Raw genomic sequence first — 19568 nt, 5'->3', positions numbered from 1 at the left:
CTGACAGAAAATTGCCGTTCAGTACTGCTGCAAAAAGTCTTCAATGTCTGCCAGTGAGGATATCCCTTCCATCGGACCTTGCCGCATTACGGCGAGCGCGCCGCTGGCATTTGCATATTGCAGCGCCTTGTGTGCCGGGAAACCGGATAAGAAAAGAGTGATAAACGTTGCGCCAAAGCAGTCGCCTGCACCCGTTGGATCGATAATTTCGATATCGTGACCTGCAACATGCTGGGCGTGTAATGTACCGTTTTTAAGCTTGTAATAGCTGGCCCCACGCTGGGCGCGTTTTATCGCCACATGTTTTACGCCGCCGTGGAGAAGATCGCTAACAATCTGTTCCTCTGACAGATTTTTGTGACGCGCGAAGAAAGGGAGTTCGCTTTCGCTGGGGATAAAAATATCCGTATATTCAATCAAATAATCGAGAGCCTGCGCCATTTCAGGAATGCTCAGCATCTCTTTGCGAATATTGGGATCGAAAGAAACGGTGCCGCCAGCCGATTTGATCGTCGTTATTGCTTTACGCATGACATCGATCATGCGAAATGAGAACAACGATGAGCCCACAATATGCAGATGGTTACACTGTTTAAGCAGATCCTTATCAATGTGCTCGGCAGTAAACAAACCGCAGGCGCTGTTAGGGATATTAAAGACGAAATCCCGCAGCTGGGGATTTTGATAACTCACGAACGCCGTACCTGTGACGGCATTGTTCATAACATGGATCCCATCGGTAATGACACCTTCATGACGGAGACGCTCTATAATGAGTCGGGCAAAATCATCATTACCAACACATCCAAAGAAGATGGCCCGATGGGACAGTTTTGCCACCTGAGCAGCAAAAATTGCTGGCGCACCGCTGGGAAATGGCCCGATAAACTCCCCAGGCTGAGTGAATTTTTGATGTGGGTTGCGGGACAAAAACTCGGCCAGCAATTCGCCCATAGCGCAGATAGTTATTGTCACAAAACCCCTCTCATTCCTGAAGCCTTTCGCGATTGGACCAGGTAAAGCACTCATTACTGGTATAAAGGATAACGAAATCAGCCGACTGCAATTGTTGCTGATATTGTTCGTTAATGCTGCGGCTGACGATCACATTTTCTGCCTGATGCAAATGCCCGATAGCAGCCGTTGATGGCGCAGGATCGGCGGCAACGATAACCGTCTTATTCTGGGCATGATCGAAACAGAGCTGCCAGGCAGCGGCGAGTCTGGGAACGTTGATATTTAAAGTACCATCAGCATCCAGATGGCTGATTTCCAGAATGCTATGTGTAATGGTGAAATGCTGAAGTGCCTGTTCAAGCTGTTTTCCGGCCAGTGCGGTGTCGGGGCGCAACATTTCACTGCCAGCCAGTATTATTTCGCCATCAATAAACTGATTTGCCAGCAGCGCATGTTCGGGATCGTTGGTGATCAGACGCAGTTTTTTCACTTCGCTGAGCAATGGAATGATCTTACGGCAGATTGTCCCATGTCCAAGAAATAGCGTGTCACGATCGCGAATTAACCGTGCGCAATGTCGTGCTATTTCCATTTGTTGTGCCAGAGACAATGGCGCGATCGGTTGTATCGCTTCTGGTTCAGAGGAGAGTGGTGTCGCAATAGCACCGCCAAATGATCGCTTTAAATATCCCTGTTGCTCCAGATAACTGAGATCGCCGCGGATCGTCACGCCAGAGACACCAAGTTGCGCAGATAAGTCATCAACTTTGATTTCACCCTGGGCGGCAACAATTTCTGCAATTTTTAATCTGCGTTTCAGTAGGTTAGACGATTTTCTCGGCACGTTAACACTCTTCATTGGCCTTTAATGCGTAACACTATAGCTCCTTGTATTTTTCTTTGAAAGTTATCCTTCAATCATATCGACAATTCGAAAAGAAAATCATGGGTCAAAAATTGCAACGAAAATAGCTTAATGCATTGAAAAATAAATGAATATATTCATATTTATGCAGGGTTTCCATTGGTTTCACTTGCAAAGTGAAAAATAAATTAAGTTATTTTTTGTAAGTTATTTTGATGATGTTCGACATGCATCACGCTTTTTGCTGCTTTTGCTGTGCTAGTTTGCTTTCAAAATGAAAGTGAAGATTCTCTTTCTTCATTTTGTAAGGCGAACGACAAATAACAGGAGCTGCGATGTATATTATTTCAAGCAAAAACATGCTGAAAAAAGCCCAGTCAGAGGGATATGCCGTCCCTGCTTTCAACATTCATAACCTTGAAACTTTACAGGTAGTTGTTGAGAGCGCTGCACAACTTCGCTCTCCCGTTATGCTGGCGGGAACACCCGGTACATATCGTTATGGTGGCGTGGGAAGTTTAATTTCGTTAGTACAATCGCTGGCTCGCGAGTACAACCTGCCGTTAGTCCTGCATCTCGACCATCATGAAGAGAGTGATGACATTTTTAATAAGGTTCGCGCAGGGATCCGTTCTGTCATGATTGATGGCTCCCATTTGCCATTTGAAGACAACATTGCGCGAGTGCAAGAAGTTACCACCTTTTGCCATCGCTTCGATGTCAGCGTCGAGGCTGAACTGGGGCGTCTGGGCGGCCAGGAGGACGATCTGCTGGTGGATGAAAAAGATTCGGCTTATACCTCACCAGCCGCAGCTGCAGAGTTTGTTCAACGTACCCAAATTGACTCTCTGGCGGTAGCAATAGGCACTGCACATGGTTTATATGCGCATGAACCACGTCTGGATTTTGTGCGGCTGGAACAAATTCGCCAGCTGGTAGAAATTCCGCTGGTGTTGCATGGAGCTTCAGGCCTATCGGAACAGGACGTTCAGCTCTGTATTCGCCACGGTATTTGTAAAGTAAATGTCGCGACAGAATTGAAAATTGCGTTTGCCGATGCGTTAAAAGGATATTTCTACAACAATCCTGCGGCAAATGATCCTCGCCACTATATGCAGCCCGCAAAGGCCGCCATGAAAGAAGTCGTAACTCGTATTATTGGCGTCTGTGGTAGTGAAGGAAAAATTTAAGACGTTGTACCCTACAAAAATAATGAGGATTGTTTATGAAAAATATTAAATTACTTGGTTCAGCTATGTTGGTGAGCCTGGCATTGTTCTCGCAAAGTTCGTTGGCAAAAGAGTATAAAATTGGTGCGTCATTATTAACACAACAACATCCTTTCTATATTGATCTTGCGAATGCCATGAAAGAAGAGGCAAAAAAAGACAATGTCAATTTAAGTGTCTCTATTGCCAATCAGGATTTAAACAAACAACTTTCTGATGTTGAGGATTTTATTACTAAAAAAGTGGATGCCATTATTATCTCTCCGGTCGATTCGAAAGGCGTCCAGGCAGCGATAATTAAAGCCGATAAGGCCGGTATTCCCGTTATCACCGTCGACGTCGCTGCGGAAGGCGTTCCGGTCGTATCGCATGTTGCGACCGATAACTATGCGGGAGGCGTTGAAGCAGGCAAGTTAATGGGTAAACTTTTGCATGGTAAAGGTACTGTAGCCATTATTTCTTATCCGGCACTACAATCGGTGGTTGCGCGCGTTGATGGTTTTAAGAAAGGGTTAAGCGATACACCGGATATTAAAATTGTTGCTGAACAGCCTGGTATTACGCGGGCTGAAGCGTTAACGACTGCGCAAAACATTATGCAGGCAAACGCCAACCTGAATGGTCTGTTTGGCTTTGGTGATGATGCGGCGCTAGCAGCGGTTATCGCAGCAAAATCTGCGCATAACGACAACATCAAAATCATTGGTTTTGACGGCATGAAAGAAGCGCGTGATGCCGTTGACAGTGAAAAAACGTTTGCGGCCGTGATTCGGCAATATCCCGATCAAATGGGGGCTAAAGCCATTGATGCCGCTGTTGATCACCTCAATGGTAAACCGGTAGAAAAAATGATCCCGGTACAACCCGGCGTTTATACAGGTAAATAGTAAATATCTTCACCTCACAACAAAACGTTATTGGCGTTTTGTTGTGACACCGAGGTCATTATGACGGATGTTATTCTTGATGTTTCGCATATTGCGAAGACATTTGGTCATGCTCAGGCATTAAAAGATATTACACTCTCTTTACGTAAAGGGCGGGTGCATACTTTATTAGGCGAGAATGGTGCCGGTAAATCGACATTAATGAAAATACTGGCCGGTGTTTATCCGCCAACCCAGGGAACGATAACACTACGTGGTGAAACCATCACCATTAATAATCCGCAGCATTCTCGCCAGTTAGGGATTGCGATTATTTTTCAGGAACTGAGCCTGAGTAATAATATGACCGTGGCGGAAAATATTTATGCCAATAATGAACCGCGACGTTTTGGCATCATTAACGATAAAAAAATGCTCGCAGATTGCCAGAACCTCCTCGCGGAACTGGGCATCCCACTAGACCCTCTGGAAATGGTCGGCAATATGTCGATGGCACATAGGCAACTGGTAGAAATTGCCAAAGCCTTAAGCTATGCAGCGGATGTCGTGATTATGGATGAACCGACATCCTCGCTAAGTGATAATGAAGCGGAGATTCTGTTTAACATTATTGAAAAATTAAAGCAGCGAGGCTGTGCGGTTATTTATATCTCTCATCGCATGGATGAAATTATGCGGATTTCAGATGATATTTCGGTGATCCGCGACGGTGAGTATATCGCTACGCATGAAAAGAAAAACAGTGATATCCAGCACTTGATTGCCCAAATGGTTGGTCGGGAAATGAAAAATATTTGGCCAGCACGTCTTGGGGAAAAACCGGATGAAAATGTTCCTGCAAAACTGGAAGTAAAAAATCTTTCCCATCCTTCGCTTTTTAAAGAGGTCAGTTTCGCTGTGCGTCCGGGGGAAGTCCTCGGATTTTTTGGCCTGGTGGGGGCCGGGCGTTCCGATGTGATGAAGGCGCTATTTGGCCTCGTTTCGTATCACGGGACTGTGTTGATTGATGGTAAGGAAGTCAGGATCGCTAATCCCAAACAGGCTATTGATCATGGCATTGCTTTTGTGACCGAAAACCGCAAGGAAGAAGGGTTAGTGCTGATGCACGACGTCAATATGAACACGCACCATGTGGCGTTTCAATATAACGCTTCGCGGATGGGACTCATCAATCACCGACAAGAAGAGGCGAAGACGCTGCAATCAATTGCCAGAATGAACACTAAAGTGAGTTCTGTGCATCAGGCAGTGGGAGCACTGAGCGGCGGTAATCAACAGAAAATCGTGTTATCGAAGTGGCTGGAGAAAACTCCGCGTATTTTATTGCTCGATGAGCCAACGCGCGGAGTGGATGTCGGCGCAAAATTTGAAATCTATAACGTGATACGTCAACTGGCTGCGGCAGGGACAGCAATTATTCTGGTGTCCTCTGAACTGCCAGAAGTCATGGCACTTAGCGATCGTCTGGTGGTAATGCGTAATAAAACGATTGCCGATATTTATTCATGTGAAAATTTAACGCAGACACAGGTAATGACCGCTGCAACAGGAGTACGTTAAATGACAGAGAAAACTCTTGCCAGTCCGAAACCTTCGGAAATTCCCATTGCAAATAATTTTAAAAAAGTCTTCAGGCAATATGGTGGTATCCTCAGTGGAATGGTGGTGTTAATCATTCTGTTCAGTTTTATTAATGACAGTTTTTTTACCGCCAATAACATTACTAATATTATTCTTCAGGTTTCGATAATTGCAATTACCGCCTATGGAATGACTTATGTGCTTTTGCTTGGCGATATTGATTTATCGGTCGGTTCAACCATTGCATTGATTGGCACATTTGCTGCGCTTGGGGCTTCATGGGGAATTCCATTTGTTTTATTGGTCCCATTATCCATTATTGCAGCACTGGCTCTGGGGATGATAAATGGTGGCTTGACGGCTATAGCGGGGATCCCGTCGTTTATTGTCACCGTTGCTACTATGGGGATCTTCCGTGGTATCGCTTATATAGTGACCGATGGTATGCCCATCATGATTAAAGATGATGCCTTTCTGGCGCTGGGGAATGGAGAATTTCTCTATATACCTATTCCAATCTGGATATTAATTATCTTATTGCTGATTAACCATTTCATTCTTACTAAAACAACCTTTGGACGAAAGATTTATATCACTGGTGGTAATAAAGAAGCGGCAATTTATTCAGGGATAAATGTCACCCGCTTGAAAATTAAAGTCTTTATGATTACAGCCGTGCTGGCAGGTATCAGCGGGATGATCCTTGCCTCACGCCTCTATTCCGGGCAACCGAATTCCGCGTTGAGCTACGAACTGGATGCTATTGCCGCGGCTGTACTGGGAGGCACCAGCCTGAACGGCGGCTATGGAACCGTGGTGGGGACGGTGATCGGCGCATTAACCATCGGCGTTATTAATAATGGCATGAACTTAATGAATGTTCCTTATTTTTACCAGATGGTGGTTAAAGGATTAGTCATTCTTGTAGCCGTTTATTTTGACGTAAGAAATAAAAGAAAACGCAGCTAATCATTTCAAGGAATTAATCATATGAGTAAGGTCTTCACAATTGGAGAAATTCTGGTTGAAATTATGGCGAGTAAAATCGGCCAGCCATTTGATCAACCAGGTATCTGGAACGGCCCTTATCCCAGTGGTGCGCCCGCTATTTTTATCGACCAGGTGACACGTCTTGGCGTCCCGTGCGGCATCATTAGCTGCGTGGGGAATGATGGCTTTGGTGATATTAATATACATCGTCTGGCTGCTGACGGTGTGGACATCAGGGGGATTTCAGTCTTACCTCTGGAAGCCACCGGTAGTGCCTTTGTTACTTATCATAACTCTGGCGATCGCGATTTTATTTTTAATATCAAGAATGCCGCTTGCGGTAAATTATCGGCACAGCATGTTGATGAAAATATTCTGAAGGATTGTACCCATTTTCATATTATGGGTTCATCCCTGTTTTCATTCCATATGGTAGACGCAGTAAAAAAAGCAGTAACCATCGTTAAAGCAAATGGTGGCGTTATTTCTTTCGACCCGAATATTCGTAAAGAAATGCTTGATATTCCAGAAATGCGCGATGCCCTCCACTTTGTTCTTGAGTTAACGGATATCTATATGCCCAGTGAGGGGGAAGTGTTGCTCTTGTCGCCACACTCGACGCCGGAGCGTGCAATCGCTGGTTTTCTTGAAGAAGGTGTTAAAGAGGTGATTGTGAAGCGCGGCAATCAAGGAGCCAGTTACTACTCCGCGAATGAGCAGTTTCATGTTGAGAGCTATCCGGTGGAAGAAGTTGACCCGACCGGTGCGGGAGACTGTTTTGGTGGCGCATGGATTGCCTGCCGCCAGCTAGGGTTTGACGCCCATCGGGCATTACAATATGCCAACGCCTGCGGTGCACTGGCGGTAACCCGACGTGGCCCAATGGAGGGAACGTCTCGCCTTGCGGAAATCGAAGCGTTCATCCAGCGCCATGACATGTCCATTCGGGAAGCAGCACAATGAAAAACGAAATTTGGTCGTGGATTGGCGATCTCTCGCAGGTTGCCGGAATTAAACACTATGAGTTACGTAGTGGCAGAGCAAAGGGGACAGAAGCGTTTGATGTCCGTACTGGTGCGGGACTGGCATTTACGGTGGTAAAAGATCGCGCGCTGGATATTGCATGGGCCAGCTACAAGGACACTGCGCTCTCTTTTATCACCCCCAACGGCATTGTCGCCCCCGCTTTTTTTGAGTCTCAGGGCAACGGGTTTTTACGTAGCTTCTACGCGGGGTTACTGACTACCTGCGGACTTAGCTACATTGGCACGCCCTGTGAGGATGACGGAGAAACGCTGGGGTTACACGGGCGTTTGGCTGCGACTCCAGCAGAAGAGGTGGGGTATCGCACAGAACGGACCGACGACAGCATTGAATTTGTCATCAATGGCAAAGTACGGGAAACACGATTGTTCGGTGAAAATCTGACGCTGGAAAGGACCATTCGCTGCCGTTATGGCGAAAATGTAATGCGCATTGAAGACAAGGTGACTAATCATGGTTTCACCCGCCAGCCGCTGCAAATTCTTTATCACTTTAATTACGGCTGGCCTTTATTATCGCCACAGGCAGAAATTTTGCTGTCTGCTAAAAGCGTAACGCCACGAACCCCGCATGCGGCGGAAGGGTTAGCCAGTCATCTGGAGATTTGTACCCCACAGCCCGGTTTTGACGAGCAGGTTTACTATCTCACGTTGAATAGCGACAGTCAGGGGATGAGTAAAGTTGCGCTGGTGAACGCCGAACTGGGGTGGGGAATTTACGAGAAATTCGACATCATGCAGCTACCCAACTTTATCCAGTGGAAAAATTTAGGCGCGGGTGAATATGTTATGGGACTGGAGGTCAGTAATAGTTTTCTTGACGGTCGTGATAAAGAACGAGCGCAGGGGCGTCTGCCCTTTATTGAACCAGGGGAAACAAAGAAATACTGCTTTGAGCTGGGAATTGTTGATGGCGATGCTGAAATTAGCGCGTTGAAAGCGGAAATTGCAGGCTACCGTTAGTTAACGGCAATAAAAACGCCGGGTAGCATTAACAGGCCCGGCGTTGATTACGTTCTTTGCTAAGCGCGATGAAAACACCGCGCGTCACAAATTATTTTTCCTGAAGACCGAGTTTTTTCTCCAGATAGTGGATGTTAGTGCCACCATGCTGGAAGTTTTCGTCATTCATGATGCGGATCTGCAGATCAACGTTGGTTTTGATACCGTCGATGATCAGCTCCTGCAGCGCATTCTTCATGCGAGCAATCGCCACGTCACGGTTTTCACCGTAGCAAATCAGCTTACCGATCATTGAGTCATAGTACGGCGGTACGGTGTAGCCCGCGTAGATATGAGACTCCCAACGTACGCCAAAACCACCAGGTGCGTGGAAACGGGTGATTTTGCCCGGACTTGGCAGGAAGGTGTTCGGATCTTCGGCGTTGATACGGCATTCCACCGCATGGCCGCGAACGTGAACTTCTTCTTGCTTGATCGACAGCGGTTGACCGGCAGCGATACGCAGCTGTTCTTTGATCAGGTCAACGCCGGTGATCATTTCAGTAACCGGGTGTTCTACCTGAATACGGGTGTTCATTTCGATGAAATAGAACTCGCCGTTTTCGAACAGGAACTCGAAAGTACCTGCACCGCGATAGCCGATATCAACACACGCTTTAGCGCAACGTTCGCCGATGTAGCGACGCAGTTCCGGGGTAATGCCCGGTGCCGGTGCTTCTTCGACCACTTTCTGGTGGCGGCGCTGCATGGAGCAGTCACGTTCCGCCAGATAGATAGCGTTGCCCTGACCGTCAGCCAGTACCTGAATCTCGACGTGGCGAGGATTTTCCAGGTATTTCTCCATGTAAACCATATCGTTGCTGAAAGCTGCTTTCGCTTCCGCACGGGTCATGGAGATGGATTGTGCCAGTTCAGCGTCGCTGCGCACTACGCGCATACCGCGACCACCGCCGCCGCCGGAGGCTTTGATAATCACCGGATAACCAATGCGTTTAGCAATGGCGCGGTTTTTATCCATATCGTCGCCCAGCGGGCCGTCAGAACCCGGTACGCAAGGAACGCCTGCTTTTTTCATCGCCGCGATTGCGGATACTTTGTCGCCCATCAGGCGAATGGTTTCTGCTTTCGGGCCGATGAAGATAAAGCCGGAGCGTTCAACCTGCTCGGCAAAATTGGCGTTCTCGGAGAGGAAGCCGTAACCCGGATGGATTGCTACTGCGCCGGTGATTTCAGCGGCGCTGATGATTGCCGGGATGTTCAGATAACTTTTTACTGACGGAGCAGGGCCGATACAGACCGTTTCATCTGCCAGTAATACGTGTTTTAGATCGCGATCCGCACTGGAGTGCACAGCGACAGTCTTGATGCCCAGTTCTTTACAGGCACGAAGAATACGCAATGCAATCTCGCCGCGGTTGGCAATAACAATTTTATCCAGCATGTTCGCCTCGTTACTCGATGACGACCAGCGGCTCGTCAAATTCTACCGGTTGTCCACTTTCGACCAGAATTGCTTTCACGGTACCGGATTTGTCCGCTTCGATCTGGTTCATCATTTTCATGGCTTCAACGATGCACAGGGTATCGCCCACGTTGACTTTCTGACCCACTTCGATGAACGCTTTTGCGTCCGGGCTTGGGGTGCGGTAGAAAGTACCAACCATCGGGGAACGTACGATGTGACCACTGATTTCCGCTGCTGCTGGCGCTTCCATGGAAGGAACGGTCGCCGGAGCGGCTGCGTTAGATTGAGCTGGCTGCTGCATCATTGGTGCAGCGTAAGCTTGTTGCATCACAGGGAAACTTGCGGCAGGAGCTGCACGGCTAATGCGTACTGACTCTTCGCCTTCAGAAATTTCCAGTTCGGAGATGCCTGATTCTTCAACCAGCTCGATCAGTTTTTTAATCTTACGAATATCCATGAGTGGGTTCCGTACTCTTTGTTTAGTGTGATTGTGACAGGCGTTTCACCGCCGTCTGTAAAGCGTATGCCCCGACAGCTGTATGCATAGCGATAAATTCCAGCAGGCCGGGACGCCGGTCTATTTTGCCCCAGAGTGTCAATGTTAGACTTGACGGACATTGTGCAGCGATCTGCTGCTATCCTCCGGCAAAAAACAAAATATACCTTCGTTGCGCCAATGTCACCTTTTCCGCAGCGCAAAAACTGCGTCAGGGAGGACGAGGTCGCACATTATAACGATTTCGTAGCAATTGGCAGCTAAATACTGGTCTTATCAGGGAAGATAATCAACAGCTAACATGTAAATAACCTTCAACACCGTGTAATTTGCAACAAGCCGCACAATTCACGAAATTAGCGCCATCATCGACGGAACTTCTTATAACGTAAGGTGAAAAGCTGTAAAGCCAGCCCTGCGAAGATGAGGGGCTGCAATGAGATAATCTTCACAGACCACAAATAATGTAGGGATGCCAGGATCGCGACAAGATAGACGACATTACGCAGCGGTTGCTGAGGATTACGCAATTTTCACTTCATCGTCTGGATAGATGTGAATGCTAAAGCACGCAAAATTAACCGACTGACAATGTTCCGCATTCAATAGGTTTAAGTGGTTAATTTGTAATCAAATAAAATCAGATTATTCCCCCCATGGTACCAGAAATCAGTAACAGATTAAGCGTAGCGTCGCCAAGGCAAAGCACCATAAACCTAACAGGCGACGGAGGCGTATCAATAATGGCTGTTTGGTGGAGTATCAATGCGCATCAATTTATGGTCAGTCGAAATCATGACTTTCCAGTTTGGATGATGTTGTACAACTTCATGACCAAGATGTTCGACGAAAGCTGTCCGGCTAACCGCTTTTCCCGTTAACCGATTGAATAATGATTTCAAAATGAGTTCCCTCTCTTATTATTCCCTGCTAAATGGTTAGTTAACCTTCACCAGCGTGCGACCCTGGATCTGGTTATTAATGATGGCCTCGGCAAACTTCGGTGCCTCTGCCAGAGATATCTCTTTTGCCGCCTGGGTATAGAATGATTCCGGTAAATCGGCGACCAGTCGCTGCCAGGCTTGTGCGCGGCGTGCTGGTGGCGTCATTACTGAATCCACCCCTTGCAAACGGACATTACGCAGAATAAATGGCATGACCGTGGTTGGCAGAGTAAAACCACCCGCCAGACCACAGGCCGCCACGCAGCCGCCGTAATTCATTTGCGCCAGCACTTTTGCCAGCACTTTGTCGCCAACGGTGTCAATTGCCCCAGCCCAGACTTGTTTTTCCAGAGGACGGGATTCGGCAAACTCATCGCGAGGAAGAATACGGCTGGCACCTAAACTTTTCAGATATTCATGGGTACTTTCGCGACCGGAAACAGCAACGACCTGATAACCCAACTTATGCAGCAGCGCCACGGCGGTACTGCCGACGCCACCACTGGCACCCGTCACGACAACCTCCCCATCCTGCGGGCGAACACCGGCATCTTCCAGCGCCATCACACACAGCATGGCGGTAAAACCGGCAGTACCGATAATCATTGCTTTACGCGCGTCCAGCCCTTGCGGCATGGCAACCAGCCAGTCACCTTTCACTCGCGCCTGTTCCGCCAGCCCACCCCAGTGGTTTTCACCAACGCCCCAGCCAGTGAGTAACACCTCCTGACCGGCATGAAAACGCGGATCTTCGCTGGTGCGTACAGTTCCGGCAAAATCAATCCCAGGAATCATCGGAAAATTTCGGATGATTTTTCCCTTACCGGTAATCGCCAGCGCATCTTTGTAGTTCAGGCTCGACCAGTGAACATCAACCGTGACATCGCCTTCCGGCAGGCGACTTTCGTCCAGAGTCTGTACTGATGCGAGAGTTTTGCCGTCCTGCTGTTCTAAAAGTAACGCCTGCATAAGTGGTCCTCATGTGCATGATGGATTGGAAAATAATTTCTGAAGACTATACTCGCTAATGGAAAAGCAAAGCCGATGAAGCGCAATAAATTGCGAGATAAATCTGATTTGCTAGTATGCCCGCTTCCTCACTATCGGAGTTAACACAAGGATGAGATTAACGACGAAATTTTCGGCCTTTGTCACGCTGCTCACCGGGTTAACAATTTTTGTGACTTTGCTGGGCTGTTCGCTAAGTTTCTACAACGCCATTCAGTATAAGTTTAGTCATCGTGTTCAGGCGGTGGCGACGGCGATTGATACCCACCTAGTGTCGAATGACTTCAGCACATTAAGGCCACAAATTACCGAATTAATGATGTCGGCAGATATCGTTCGTGTAGACCTGCTCCATGGTGATAAGCAGGTTTATACCCTGGCCAGAAATGGTAGTTATCGTCCGGTTGGCACCAACGATCTGTTTCGTGAACTGAGCGTTCCGTTGATAAAGCATCCGGGGATGTCGCTGCGTCTGGTTTATCAGGATCCGATGGGCAACTATTTCCATTCTTTAATGACTACCGCGCCGCTCACGGGGGCGATTGGCTTTATCATTCTTATGCTCTTCCTGGCGGTACGCTGGTTACAACGGCAACTTGCCGGGCAAGAATTGCTGGAAACCCGGGCTACTCGTATCTTAAACGGTGAGCGTGGCTCTAATGTGTTGGGAACCATCTATGAATGGCCGCCCAGAACCAGCAGTGCGCTGGATACGCTGCTTTGTGAAATTCAGAACGCACGCGAACAACACAGCCGTCTTGATACGCTGATCCGCTCTTATGCCGCCCAGGACATGAAAACCGGCCTCAATAACCGACTCTTTTTCGATAATCAGTTAGCAACGTTACTGGAAGATCAAGAGAAAGTAGGTACCCACGGGATCGTGATGATGATTCGTCTGCCGGATTTCAATATGTTGAGTGATACCTGGGGGCACAGCCAGGTTGAAGAACAGTTCTTCTCTCTGACGAATCTGCTATCGACATTTATGATGCGCTACCCTGGCGCACTGCTGGCGCGTTACCACCGCAGTGATTTTGCTGCGCTGTTACCGCACCGGACGTTAAAAGAGGCAGAGAGCATCGCCAGTCAGTTAATCAAAGCCGTCGATACCTTGCCGAACAATAAAATGCTCGATCGCGACGATATGATCCACATTGGTATCTGTGCCTGGCGTAGTGGTCAGGATACCGAGCAGGTAATGGAACATGCAGAGTCTGCCACGCGTAATGCGGGATTGCAGGGCGGCAATAGCTGGGCTATTTACGATGACTCGTTGCCTGAAAAAGGACGCGGTAATGTTCGCTGGCGTACGCTTATCGAGCAAATGCTCAGTCGCGGCGGCCCGCGCCTTTATCAAAAACCGGCGGTTACTCGCGAAGGCCGGGTTCATCATCGTGAACTCATGTGCCGCATTTTCGATGGTAATGAAGAGGTTAGCTCGGCAGAGTATATGCCGATGGTCTTGCAGTTTGGTTTATCGGAAGAGTATGACCGCCTGCAAATCAGCCGTCTTATTCCACTATTGCGTTACTGGCCAGAGGAAAATCTGGCGATTCAGGTTACCGTTGAGTCGCTGATTCGCCCGCGTTTTCAGCGTTGGCTGCGCGATACGTTAATGCAATGTGAAAAATCGCAACGAAGACACATAATTATTGAACTTGCAGAGGCCGATGTTGGTCAACATATCAGTCGCTTACAACCTGTTATTCGTTTAGTGAATGCTTTAGGGGTACGGGTAGCCGTCAACCAGGCTGGTTTGACGCTGGTAAGCACCAGTTGGATCAAAGAACTTAATGTTGAGTTACTCAAGCTCCATCCGGGGCTGGTCAGAAACATTGAGAAGCGAACGGAGAACCAACTGCTGGTTCAAAGCCTGGTGGAAGCCTGCTCCGGGACCAGCACCCAGGTTTACGCCACCGGCGTGCGTTCGCGAAGCGAGTGGCAGACCCTGATTCAGCGCGGTGTTACAGGTGGGCAAGGGGATTTTTTCGCGTCCTCACAGCCACTTGATACTAACGTGAAAAAATATTCACAAAGATACTCGGTTTAACCTGCCGTTTAATCCGTTTTCACGTAGAATAACGCGCGCTGCGTCTCATGGGAGTGTGCTTGTCTGCTCGCCAGATTGTTGCAGCACATATGCAGATGAATGACCTTACGCGGTTGCAAACAGGCGAGGAATGCTGCTGATGCATTAAGCCTTTCTGGACTCAGGCAGAGATTTGTAACAAAGGAAACGAACTGCACTAATTTTCACCGTAGCAGATGATTTTTGCGCCTTGTCGCTGCTGCGTGTGGTTGGTAAAGTAAGCGGATTTTCTTTTCCGCCCCAGCTTTCAGGATTATCCCTTAGTATGTTGAAAAAATTTCGTGGCATGTTTTCCAATGACTTGTCCATTGACCTGGGTACTGCGAATACCCTCATTTATGTAAAAGGACAAGGCATCGTATTGAATGAGCCTTCCGTGGTGGCCATTCGTCAGGATCGTGCCGGTTCACCGAAAAGCGTAGCTGCAGTAGGTCATGACGCGAAGCAGATGCTGGGCCGTACGCCGGGCAATATTGCTGCCATTCGCCCAATGAAAGACGGCGTTATCGCCGACTTCTTCGTGACTGAAAAAATGCTCCAGCACTTCATCAAACAAGTGCACAGCAACAGCTTTATGCGTCCAAGCCCGCGCGTTCTGGTTTGTGTGCCGGTTGGCGCGACCCAGGTTGAACGCCGCGCAATTCGTGAATCCGCGCAGGGCGCTGGTGCCCGTGAAGTCTTCCTGATTGAAGAACCGATGGCTGCCGCAATTGGTGCTGGCCTGCCGGTTTCTGAAGCGACCGGTTCTATGGTGGTTGATATCGGTGGTGGTACTACTGAAGTTGCTGTTATCTCCTTGAACGGCGTGGTTTACTCCTCTTCCGTGCGCATTGGTGGTGACCGTTTCGACGAAGCTATCATCAACTATGTACGTCGTAATTACGGTTCTCTGATCGGTGAAGCCACCGCAGAACGTATCAAGCACGAAATCGGTTCGGCTTACCCGGGCGATGAAGTACGTGAAATCGAAGTTCGTGGCCGTAACCTTGCAGAAGGTGTTCCACGCGGCTTTACCCTGAACTCCAACGAAATCCTCGAAGCACTGCAGGAACCGCTGACCGGTATTGTGAGCGCGGTAATGGTTGCACTGGAACAGTGCCCGCCGGAACTGGCTTCCGATATCTCCGAGCGCGGCATGGTGCTCACCGGTGGTGGCGCACTGCTGCGTAACCTTGACCGTTTGTTAATGGAAGAAACCGGCATTCCAGTCGTTGTTGCTGAAGACCCGCTGACCTGTGTGGCGCGCGGTGGCGGCAAAGCGCTGGAAATGATCGACATGCACGGCGGCGACCTGTTCAGCGAAGAGTAATCGGATGCAGGCAGGGGAAGTGTCTGTTTACCCTGCCTGGTCTGATACGAGAATACGCATAACTTATGAAGCCAATTTTTAGCCGTGGCCCGTCGCTACAGATTCGCCTTATTCTGGCGGTGCTGGTGGCGCTCGGCATTATTATTGCCGACAGCCGCCTGGGGACGTTCAGTCAAATCCGTACTTATATGGATACCGCCGTCAGTCCTTTCTACTTTGTTTCCAATGCTCCTCGTGAATTGCTGGATGGCGTATCGCAGACGCTGGCCTCGCGTGACCAACTAGAACTTGAAAACCGGGCGTTACGTCAGGAACTGTTGCTGAAAAACAGTGAACTGCTGATGCTTGGACAATACAAACAGGAGAACGCGCGTCTGCGCGAGCTGCTGGGTTCCCCGCTGCGTCAGGATGAGCAGAAAATGGTGACTCAGGTTATCTCCACGGTTAACGATCCTTATAGCGATCAAGTTGTTATCGATAAAGGTAGCGTTAATGGCGTTTATGAAGGCCAGCCGGTCATCAGCGACAAAGGTGTTGTTGGTCAGGTGGTGGCCGTCGCTAAACTGACCAGCCGCGTGCTGCTGATTTGTGATGCGACCCACGCGCTGCCAATCCAGGTGCTGCGCAACGATATCCGCGTAATTGCAGCCGGTAACGGTTGTACGGATGATTTGCAGCTTGAGCATCTGCCAGCGAATACGGACATTCGTGTTGGTGATGTGCTGGTGACTTCCGGTCTGGGCGGTCGTTTCCCGGAAGGCTATCCGGTCGCGGTTGTCTCTTCCGTAAAACTCGATACCCAGCGCGCTTATACTGTGATTCAGGCGCGTCCGACTGCAGGACTGCAACGTTTGCGTTATCTGCTGCTGCTGTGGGGCGCGGATCGTAACGGCGCTAACCCGATGACGCCGGAAGAGGTGCATCGTGTTGCTAATGAACGTTTGATGCAGATGATGCCGCAGGTATTGCCTTCGCCAGACGCGATGGGGCCAAAGTTACCTGAACCGGCAACGGGGATCACTCAGCCGACTCCGCAGCAACCGGCGACAGGAAATGCAGTTACTGCGCCTGCTGCGCCCACACAGCCCGCAGCTAATCGCTCTCCACAAAGAGCTACGCCGCCGCAAAGTGGTGCTCAACCGCCTGCGCGTGCGTCGGGAGGACAATAGTGGCGAGCTATCGTAGCCAGGGACGCTGGGTAATCTGGCTCTCTTTCCTCATTGCGCTGTTGCTGCAGATCATGCCCTGGCCGGATAACCTGATTGTTTTCCGGCCAAACTGGGTGTTACTCATCTTGTTGTATTGGATCCTGGCCTTGCCCCATCGCGTAAATGTGGGCACAGGTTTTGTGATGGGTGCCATACTGGATCTGATCAGCGGCTCGACGCTTGGCGTACGCGTATTGGCGATGAGCATCATTGCTTACCTGGTGGCGCTGAAATACCAGCTTTTCCGCAACCTCGCATTATGGCAGCAGGCGCTGGTCGTCATGTTGCTTTCGCTGGTGGTGGATATTATTGTTTTCTGGGCAGAGTTTTTAGTGATTAACGTCTCTTTCAGACCGGAAGTGTTCTGGAGTAGTGTAGTCAATGGCGTTCTCTGGCCGTGGATTTTCTTGCTGATGCGTAAAGTCCGTCAGCAGTTTGCAGTGCAATAAAGGTTTCTATGACTTCTCTGTATTTAGCTTCCGGTTCTCCGCGTCGTCAGGAGTTACTTGCGCAACTTGGCGTGACCTTTGAACGTATTGTTACGGGCATTGAGGAGCAGCGTCAGCCGCAGGAGAGCGCGCAGCAATATGTTGTGCGTCTGGCGCGCGAGAAAGCACAGGCGGGTGTCGCGCAAACGGCGCAGGATCTCCCGGTGCTGGGTGCGGATACTATCGTTATCCTGAATGGAGAAGTGCTGGAGAAACCGCGCGACGCAGAGCATGCGGTGCAGATGTTGCGCAAATTATCGGGTCAGACCCATCAGGTAATGACGGCAGTGGCGTTGGCCGACAGCCAGCACATTCTCGATTGCCTGGTGGTCACCGATGTGACTTTCAGAACGTTAACAGACGAAGACATCGCGGGCTATGTCGCCAGCGGTGAACCGTTAGATAAAGCAGGTGCATACGGTATTCAGGGGCTGGGTGGCTGTTTTGTCAGGAAGATAAATGGCAGCTATCACGCCGTAGTCGGCTTACCGCTGGTTGAAACGTATGAATTATTAAGTAATTTTAACGCACTGCGTGAGAAAAGGGATAAACATGACGGCTGAATTGTTAGTAAACGTAACGCCTTCGGAAACGCGAGTGGCGTATATTGATGGCGGTATTCTGCAGGAAATTCATATTGAACGTGAGGCGCGACGCGGAATAGTAGGCAATATCTACAAGGGTCGTGTAAGTCGTGTACTTCCGGGTATGCAGGCGGCTTTTGTAGATATTGGGCTGGATAAAGCCGCGTTTCTTCATGCATCTGACATCATGCCGCACACCGAATGTGTGGCGGGTGAAGAACAAAAGCAATTCACGGTGCGCGACATCTCGGAACTGGTCCGTCAGGGGCAAGATCTGATGGTGCAGGTGGTGAAAGATCCGCTTGGCACTAAAGGTGCGCGCCTGACCACCGATATCACGCTGCCTTCTCGCTATCTGGTGTTTATGCCAGGGGCTTCTCACGTTGGGGTATCCCAACGAATTGAAAGCGAATCAGAACGTGAACGCCTGAAAAAAGTGGTCGCAGAGTATTGCGACGAGCAGGGCGGGTTTATCATCCGTACTGCAGCGGAAGGGGTTGGCGAGGCTGAACTGGCCTCCGATGCCGCTTATCTGAAACGCGTCTGGACCAAAGTTATGGAGCGTAAAAAACGCCCGCAGACCCGTTATCAGCTGTACGGAGAACTGGCGCTGGCGCAGCGTGTTCTGCGTGATTTCGCCGACGCCGAACTCGACCGCATTCGCGTTGACTCACGCCTGACTTACGAAGCATTGCTGGAGTTTACCTCGGAGTACATTCCCGAGATGACCAGCAAGCTGGAGCATTACACCGGACGCCAGCCGATTTTCGATCTCTTTGATGTCGAAAACGAAATCCAGCGAGCGCTGGAACGCAAAGTAGAACTGAAATCCGGTGGTTATCTGATTATCGACCAGACCGAAGCGATGACCACCGTGGACATCAATACCGGGGCGTTTGTCGGTCATCGCAATCTGGACGACACCATTTTCAATACCAATATTGAAGCGACGCAGGCTATCGCTCGCCAGTTACGGTTGCGCAATCTGGGCGGGATTATCATTATTGATTTCATCGATATGAATAATGAAGATCACCGTCGCCGCGTGCTGCACTCGCTGGAGCAGGCGTTGAGCAAAGACCGGGTGAAAACCAGCGTTAATGGTTTTTCGGCGCTGGGGCTGGTGGAGATGACGCGTAAACGCACCCGCGAAAGCATTGAGCACGTACTATGTAACGAATGCCCAACCTGCCACGGTCGCGGAACGGTGAAAACCGTGGAAACGGTATGCTATGAAATCATGCGCGAGATTGTTCGTGTACACCATGCTTACGACTCCGACCGTTTCCTGGTCTATGCTTCTCCGGCAGTAGCCGAAGCCTTGAAAGGTGAAGAGTCACACTCGCTGGCGGAAGTGGAAATTTTCGTTGGCAAACAGGTTAAAGTACAAATTGAACCGCTCTATAACCAGGAGCAGTTTGACGTCGTAATGATGTAAACAGATGCTGGGCCGCCATCC

17 protein-coding genes and 1 pseudogene are annotated in these 19568 nt (G+C 49.4%); 12 read left to right on the top strand and 6 right to left on the bottom strand.

What is annotated here, in order from left to right:
• Positions 1-18: 18 nt before the first annotated feature.
• Both ACJHYO_RS03385 and ACJHYO_RS03380 read right to left on the bottom strand, forming a co-directional pair.
• Positions 19-954, bottom strand: a complete 936-nt coding sequence (locus ACJHYO_RS03385) for a sugar kinase (protein WP_032158221.1) — start codon at positions 952-954, stop codon at positions 19-21.
• 31 nt (positions 955-985) lie between these two features.
• On the bottom strand, positions 986-1816 hold the full coding sequence (locus ACJHYO_RS03380) for a DeoR/GlpR family DNA-binding transcription regulator (protein ID WP_000843962.1): 831 nt from the start codon (positions 1814-1816) through the stop codon (positions 986-988).
• A gap of 341 nt (positions 1817-2157) precedes the next feature.
• Here ACJHYO_RS03380 and ACJHYO_RS03375 point away from each other — a divergent pair, with 341 nt between their 5' ends.
• Genes ACJHYO_RS03375 through ACJHYO_RS03350 form a run of 6 tightly spaced genes read left to right on the top strand, consistent with a single transcriptional unit; the run spans position 2158 to position 8515 of the window.
• Positions 2158-3012, top strand: coding sequence for a tagatose bisphosphate family class II aldolase (locus ACJHYO_RS03375; protein WP_001764891.1), 855 nt, complete (start codon positions 2158-2160; stop codon positions 3010-3012).
• A gap of 35 nt (positions 3013-3047) precedes the next feature.
• Positions 3048-3938, top strand: coding sequence for a substrate-binding domain-containing protein (locus ACJHYO_RS03370; protein WP_001298583.1), 891 nt, complete (start codon positions 3048-3050; stop codon positions 3936-3938).
• A 60-nt stretch (positions 3939-3998) separates the two neighbouring features.
• Positions 3999-5498, top strand: coding sequence for a sugar ABC transporter ATP-binding protein (locus ACJHYO_RS03365; protein ID WP_410232403.1), 1500 nt, complete (start codon positions 3999-4001; stop codon positions 5496-5498).
• On the top strand, positions 5499-6488 hold the full coding sequence (locus ACJHYO_RS03360) for an ABC transporter permease (protein WP_000137052.1): 990 nt from the start codon (positions 5499-5501) through the stop codon (positions 6486-6488).
• A gap of 21 nt (positions 6489-6509) precedes the next feature.
• Positions 6510-7472, top strand: a complete 963-nt coding sequence (locus ACJHYO_RS03355) for a sugar kinase (protein WP_000048610.1) — start codon at positions 6510-6512, stop codon at positions 7470-7472.
• On the top strand, positions 7469-8515 hold the full coding sequence (locus tag ACJHYO_RS03350) for an aldose 1-epimerase family protein (protein ID WP_000787048.1): 1047 nt from the start codon (positions 7469-7471) through the stop codon (positions 8513-8515). The genes ACJHYO_RS03355 and ACJHYO_RS03350 overlap by 4 nt, the downstream gene beginning before the upstream one ends.
• 91 nt (positions 8516-8606) lie before the next feature.
• Here the strand turns inward: ACJHYO_RS03350 and accC are convergent, their stop codons facing one another.
• The 4 genes and pseudogenes from accC to ACJHYO_RS03330 all read right to left on the bottom strand — a co-directional run bounded on the left by accC (position 8607) and on the right by ACJHYO_RS03330 (position 12389).
• Entirely contained in the window at positions 8607-9956 is a 1350-nt protein-coding gene (accC, locus tag ACJHYO_RS03345; protein WP_000884645.1) for an acetyl-CoA carboxylase biotin carboxylase subunit, read from the bottom strand.
• A 10-nt stretch (positions 9957-9966) separates the two neighbouring features.
• The gene (gene accB, locus ACJHYO_RS03340) at positions 9967-10437 is read right to left on the bottom strand and encodes an acetyl-CoA carboxylase biotin carboxyl carrier protein (RefSeq protein WP_000354622.1); all 471 of its coding nucleotides are present in this window, start codon (positions 10435-10437) and stop codon (positions 9967-9969) included.
• Between the two features lie 404 nt (positions 10438-10841).
• A pseudogene (locus ACJHYO_RS03335) lies at positions 10842-11229 on the bottom strand (sulfoxide reductase heme-binding subunit YedZ); the annotation flags it as partial.
• 185 nt (positions 11230-11414) lie between these two features.
• On the bottom strand, positions 11415-12389 hold the full coding sequence (locus tag ACJHYO_RS03330; RefSeq protein WP_001148484.1) for an MDR family oxidoreductase: 975 nt from the start codon (positions 12387-12389) through the stop codon (positions 11415-11417).
• Positions 12390-12540: 151 nt separating this feature from the next.
• Between ACJHYO_RS03330 and csrD the strand changes: the two genes are divergently transcribed.
• The 6 genes from csrD (at position 12541) to rng (ending at position 19547) form a co-directional block, all read left to right on the top strand.
• The gene (gene csrD, locus ACJHYO_RS03325) at positions 12541-14481 is read left to right on the top strand and encodes an RNase E specificity factor CsrD (protein ID WP_001241448.1); all 1941 of its coding nucleotides are present in this window, start codon (positions 12541-12543) and stop codon (positions 14479-14481) included.
• 304 nt (positions 14482-14785) lie between these two features.
• Complete coding sequence (gene mreB / locus ACJHYO_RS03320) at positions 14786-15829, top strand: rod shape-determining protein MreB (RefSeq protein WP_000913396.1); 1044 nt, start codon at positions 14786-14788, stop codon at positions 15827-15829.
• 65 nt (positions 15830-15894) lie between these two features.
• A complete protein-coding gene (gene mreC, locus ACJHYO_RS03315) occupies positions 15895-16998 on the top strand; it encodes a rod shape-determining protein MreC (RefSeq protein WP_000802519.1) in 1104 nt (367 codons plus the stop codon).
• Positions 16998-17486: a rod shape-determining protein MreD gene (gene mreD, locus ACJHYO_RS03310; RefSeq protein WP_000179409.1), complete on the top strand. Its 489-nt coding sequence runs from the start codon at positions 16998-17000 to the stop codon at positions 17484-17486. Before mreC ends, mreD begins: the two co-directional genes overlap by 1 nt.
• Before the next feature lie 8 nt (positions 17487-17494).
• Positions 17495-18088 (top strand): nucleoside triphosphate pyrophosphatase YhdE, encoded by a 594-nt coding sequence (gene yhdE / locus ACJHYO_RS03305; RefSeq protein WP_000203099.1) that lies wholly within the window; start codon positions 17495-17497, stop codon positions 18086-18088.
• Entirely contained in the window at positions 18078-19547 is a 1470-nt protein-coding gene (rng, locus tag ACJHYO_RS03300) for a ribonuclease G (protein WP_000123197.1), read from the top strand. Before yhdE ends, rng begins: the two co-directional genes overlap by 11 nt.
• Positions 19548-19568 lie beyond the last annotated feature (21 nt).

This window comes from Escherichia sp. WS1118 (assembly GCF_046487695.1).
Classification (GTDB): Bacteria; Pseudomonadota; Gammaproteobacteria; order Enterobacterales; family Enterobacteriaceae; genus Escherichia; species Escherichia coli.
This window is presented reverse-complemented; position numbering and strand designations above follow the sequence as displayed.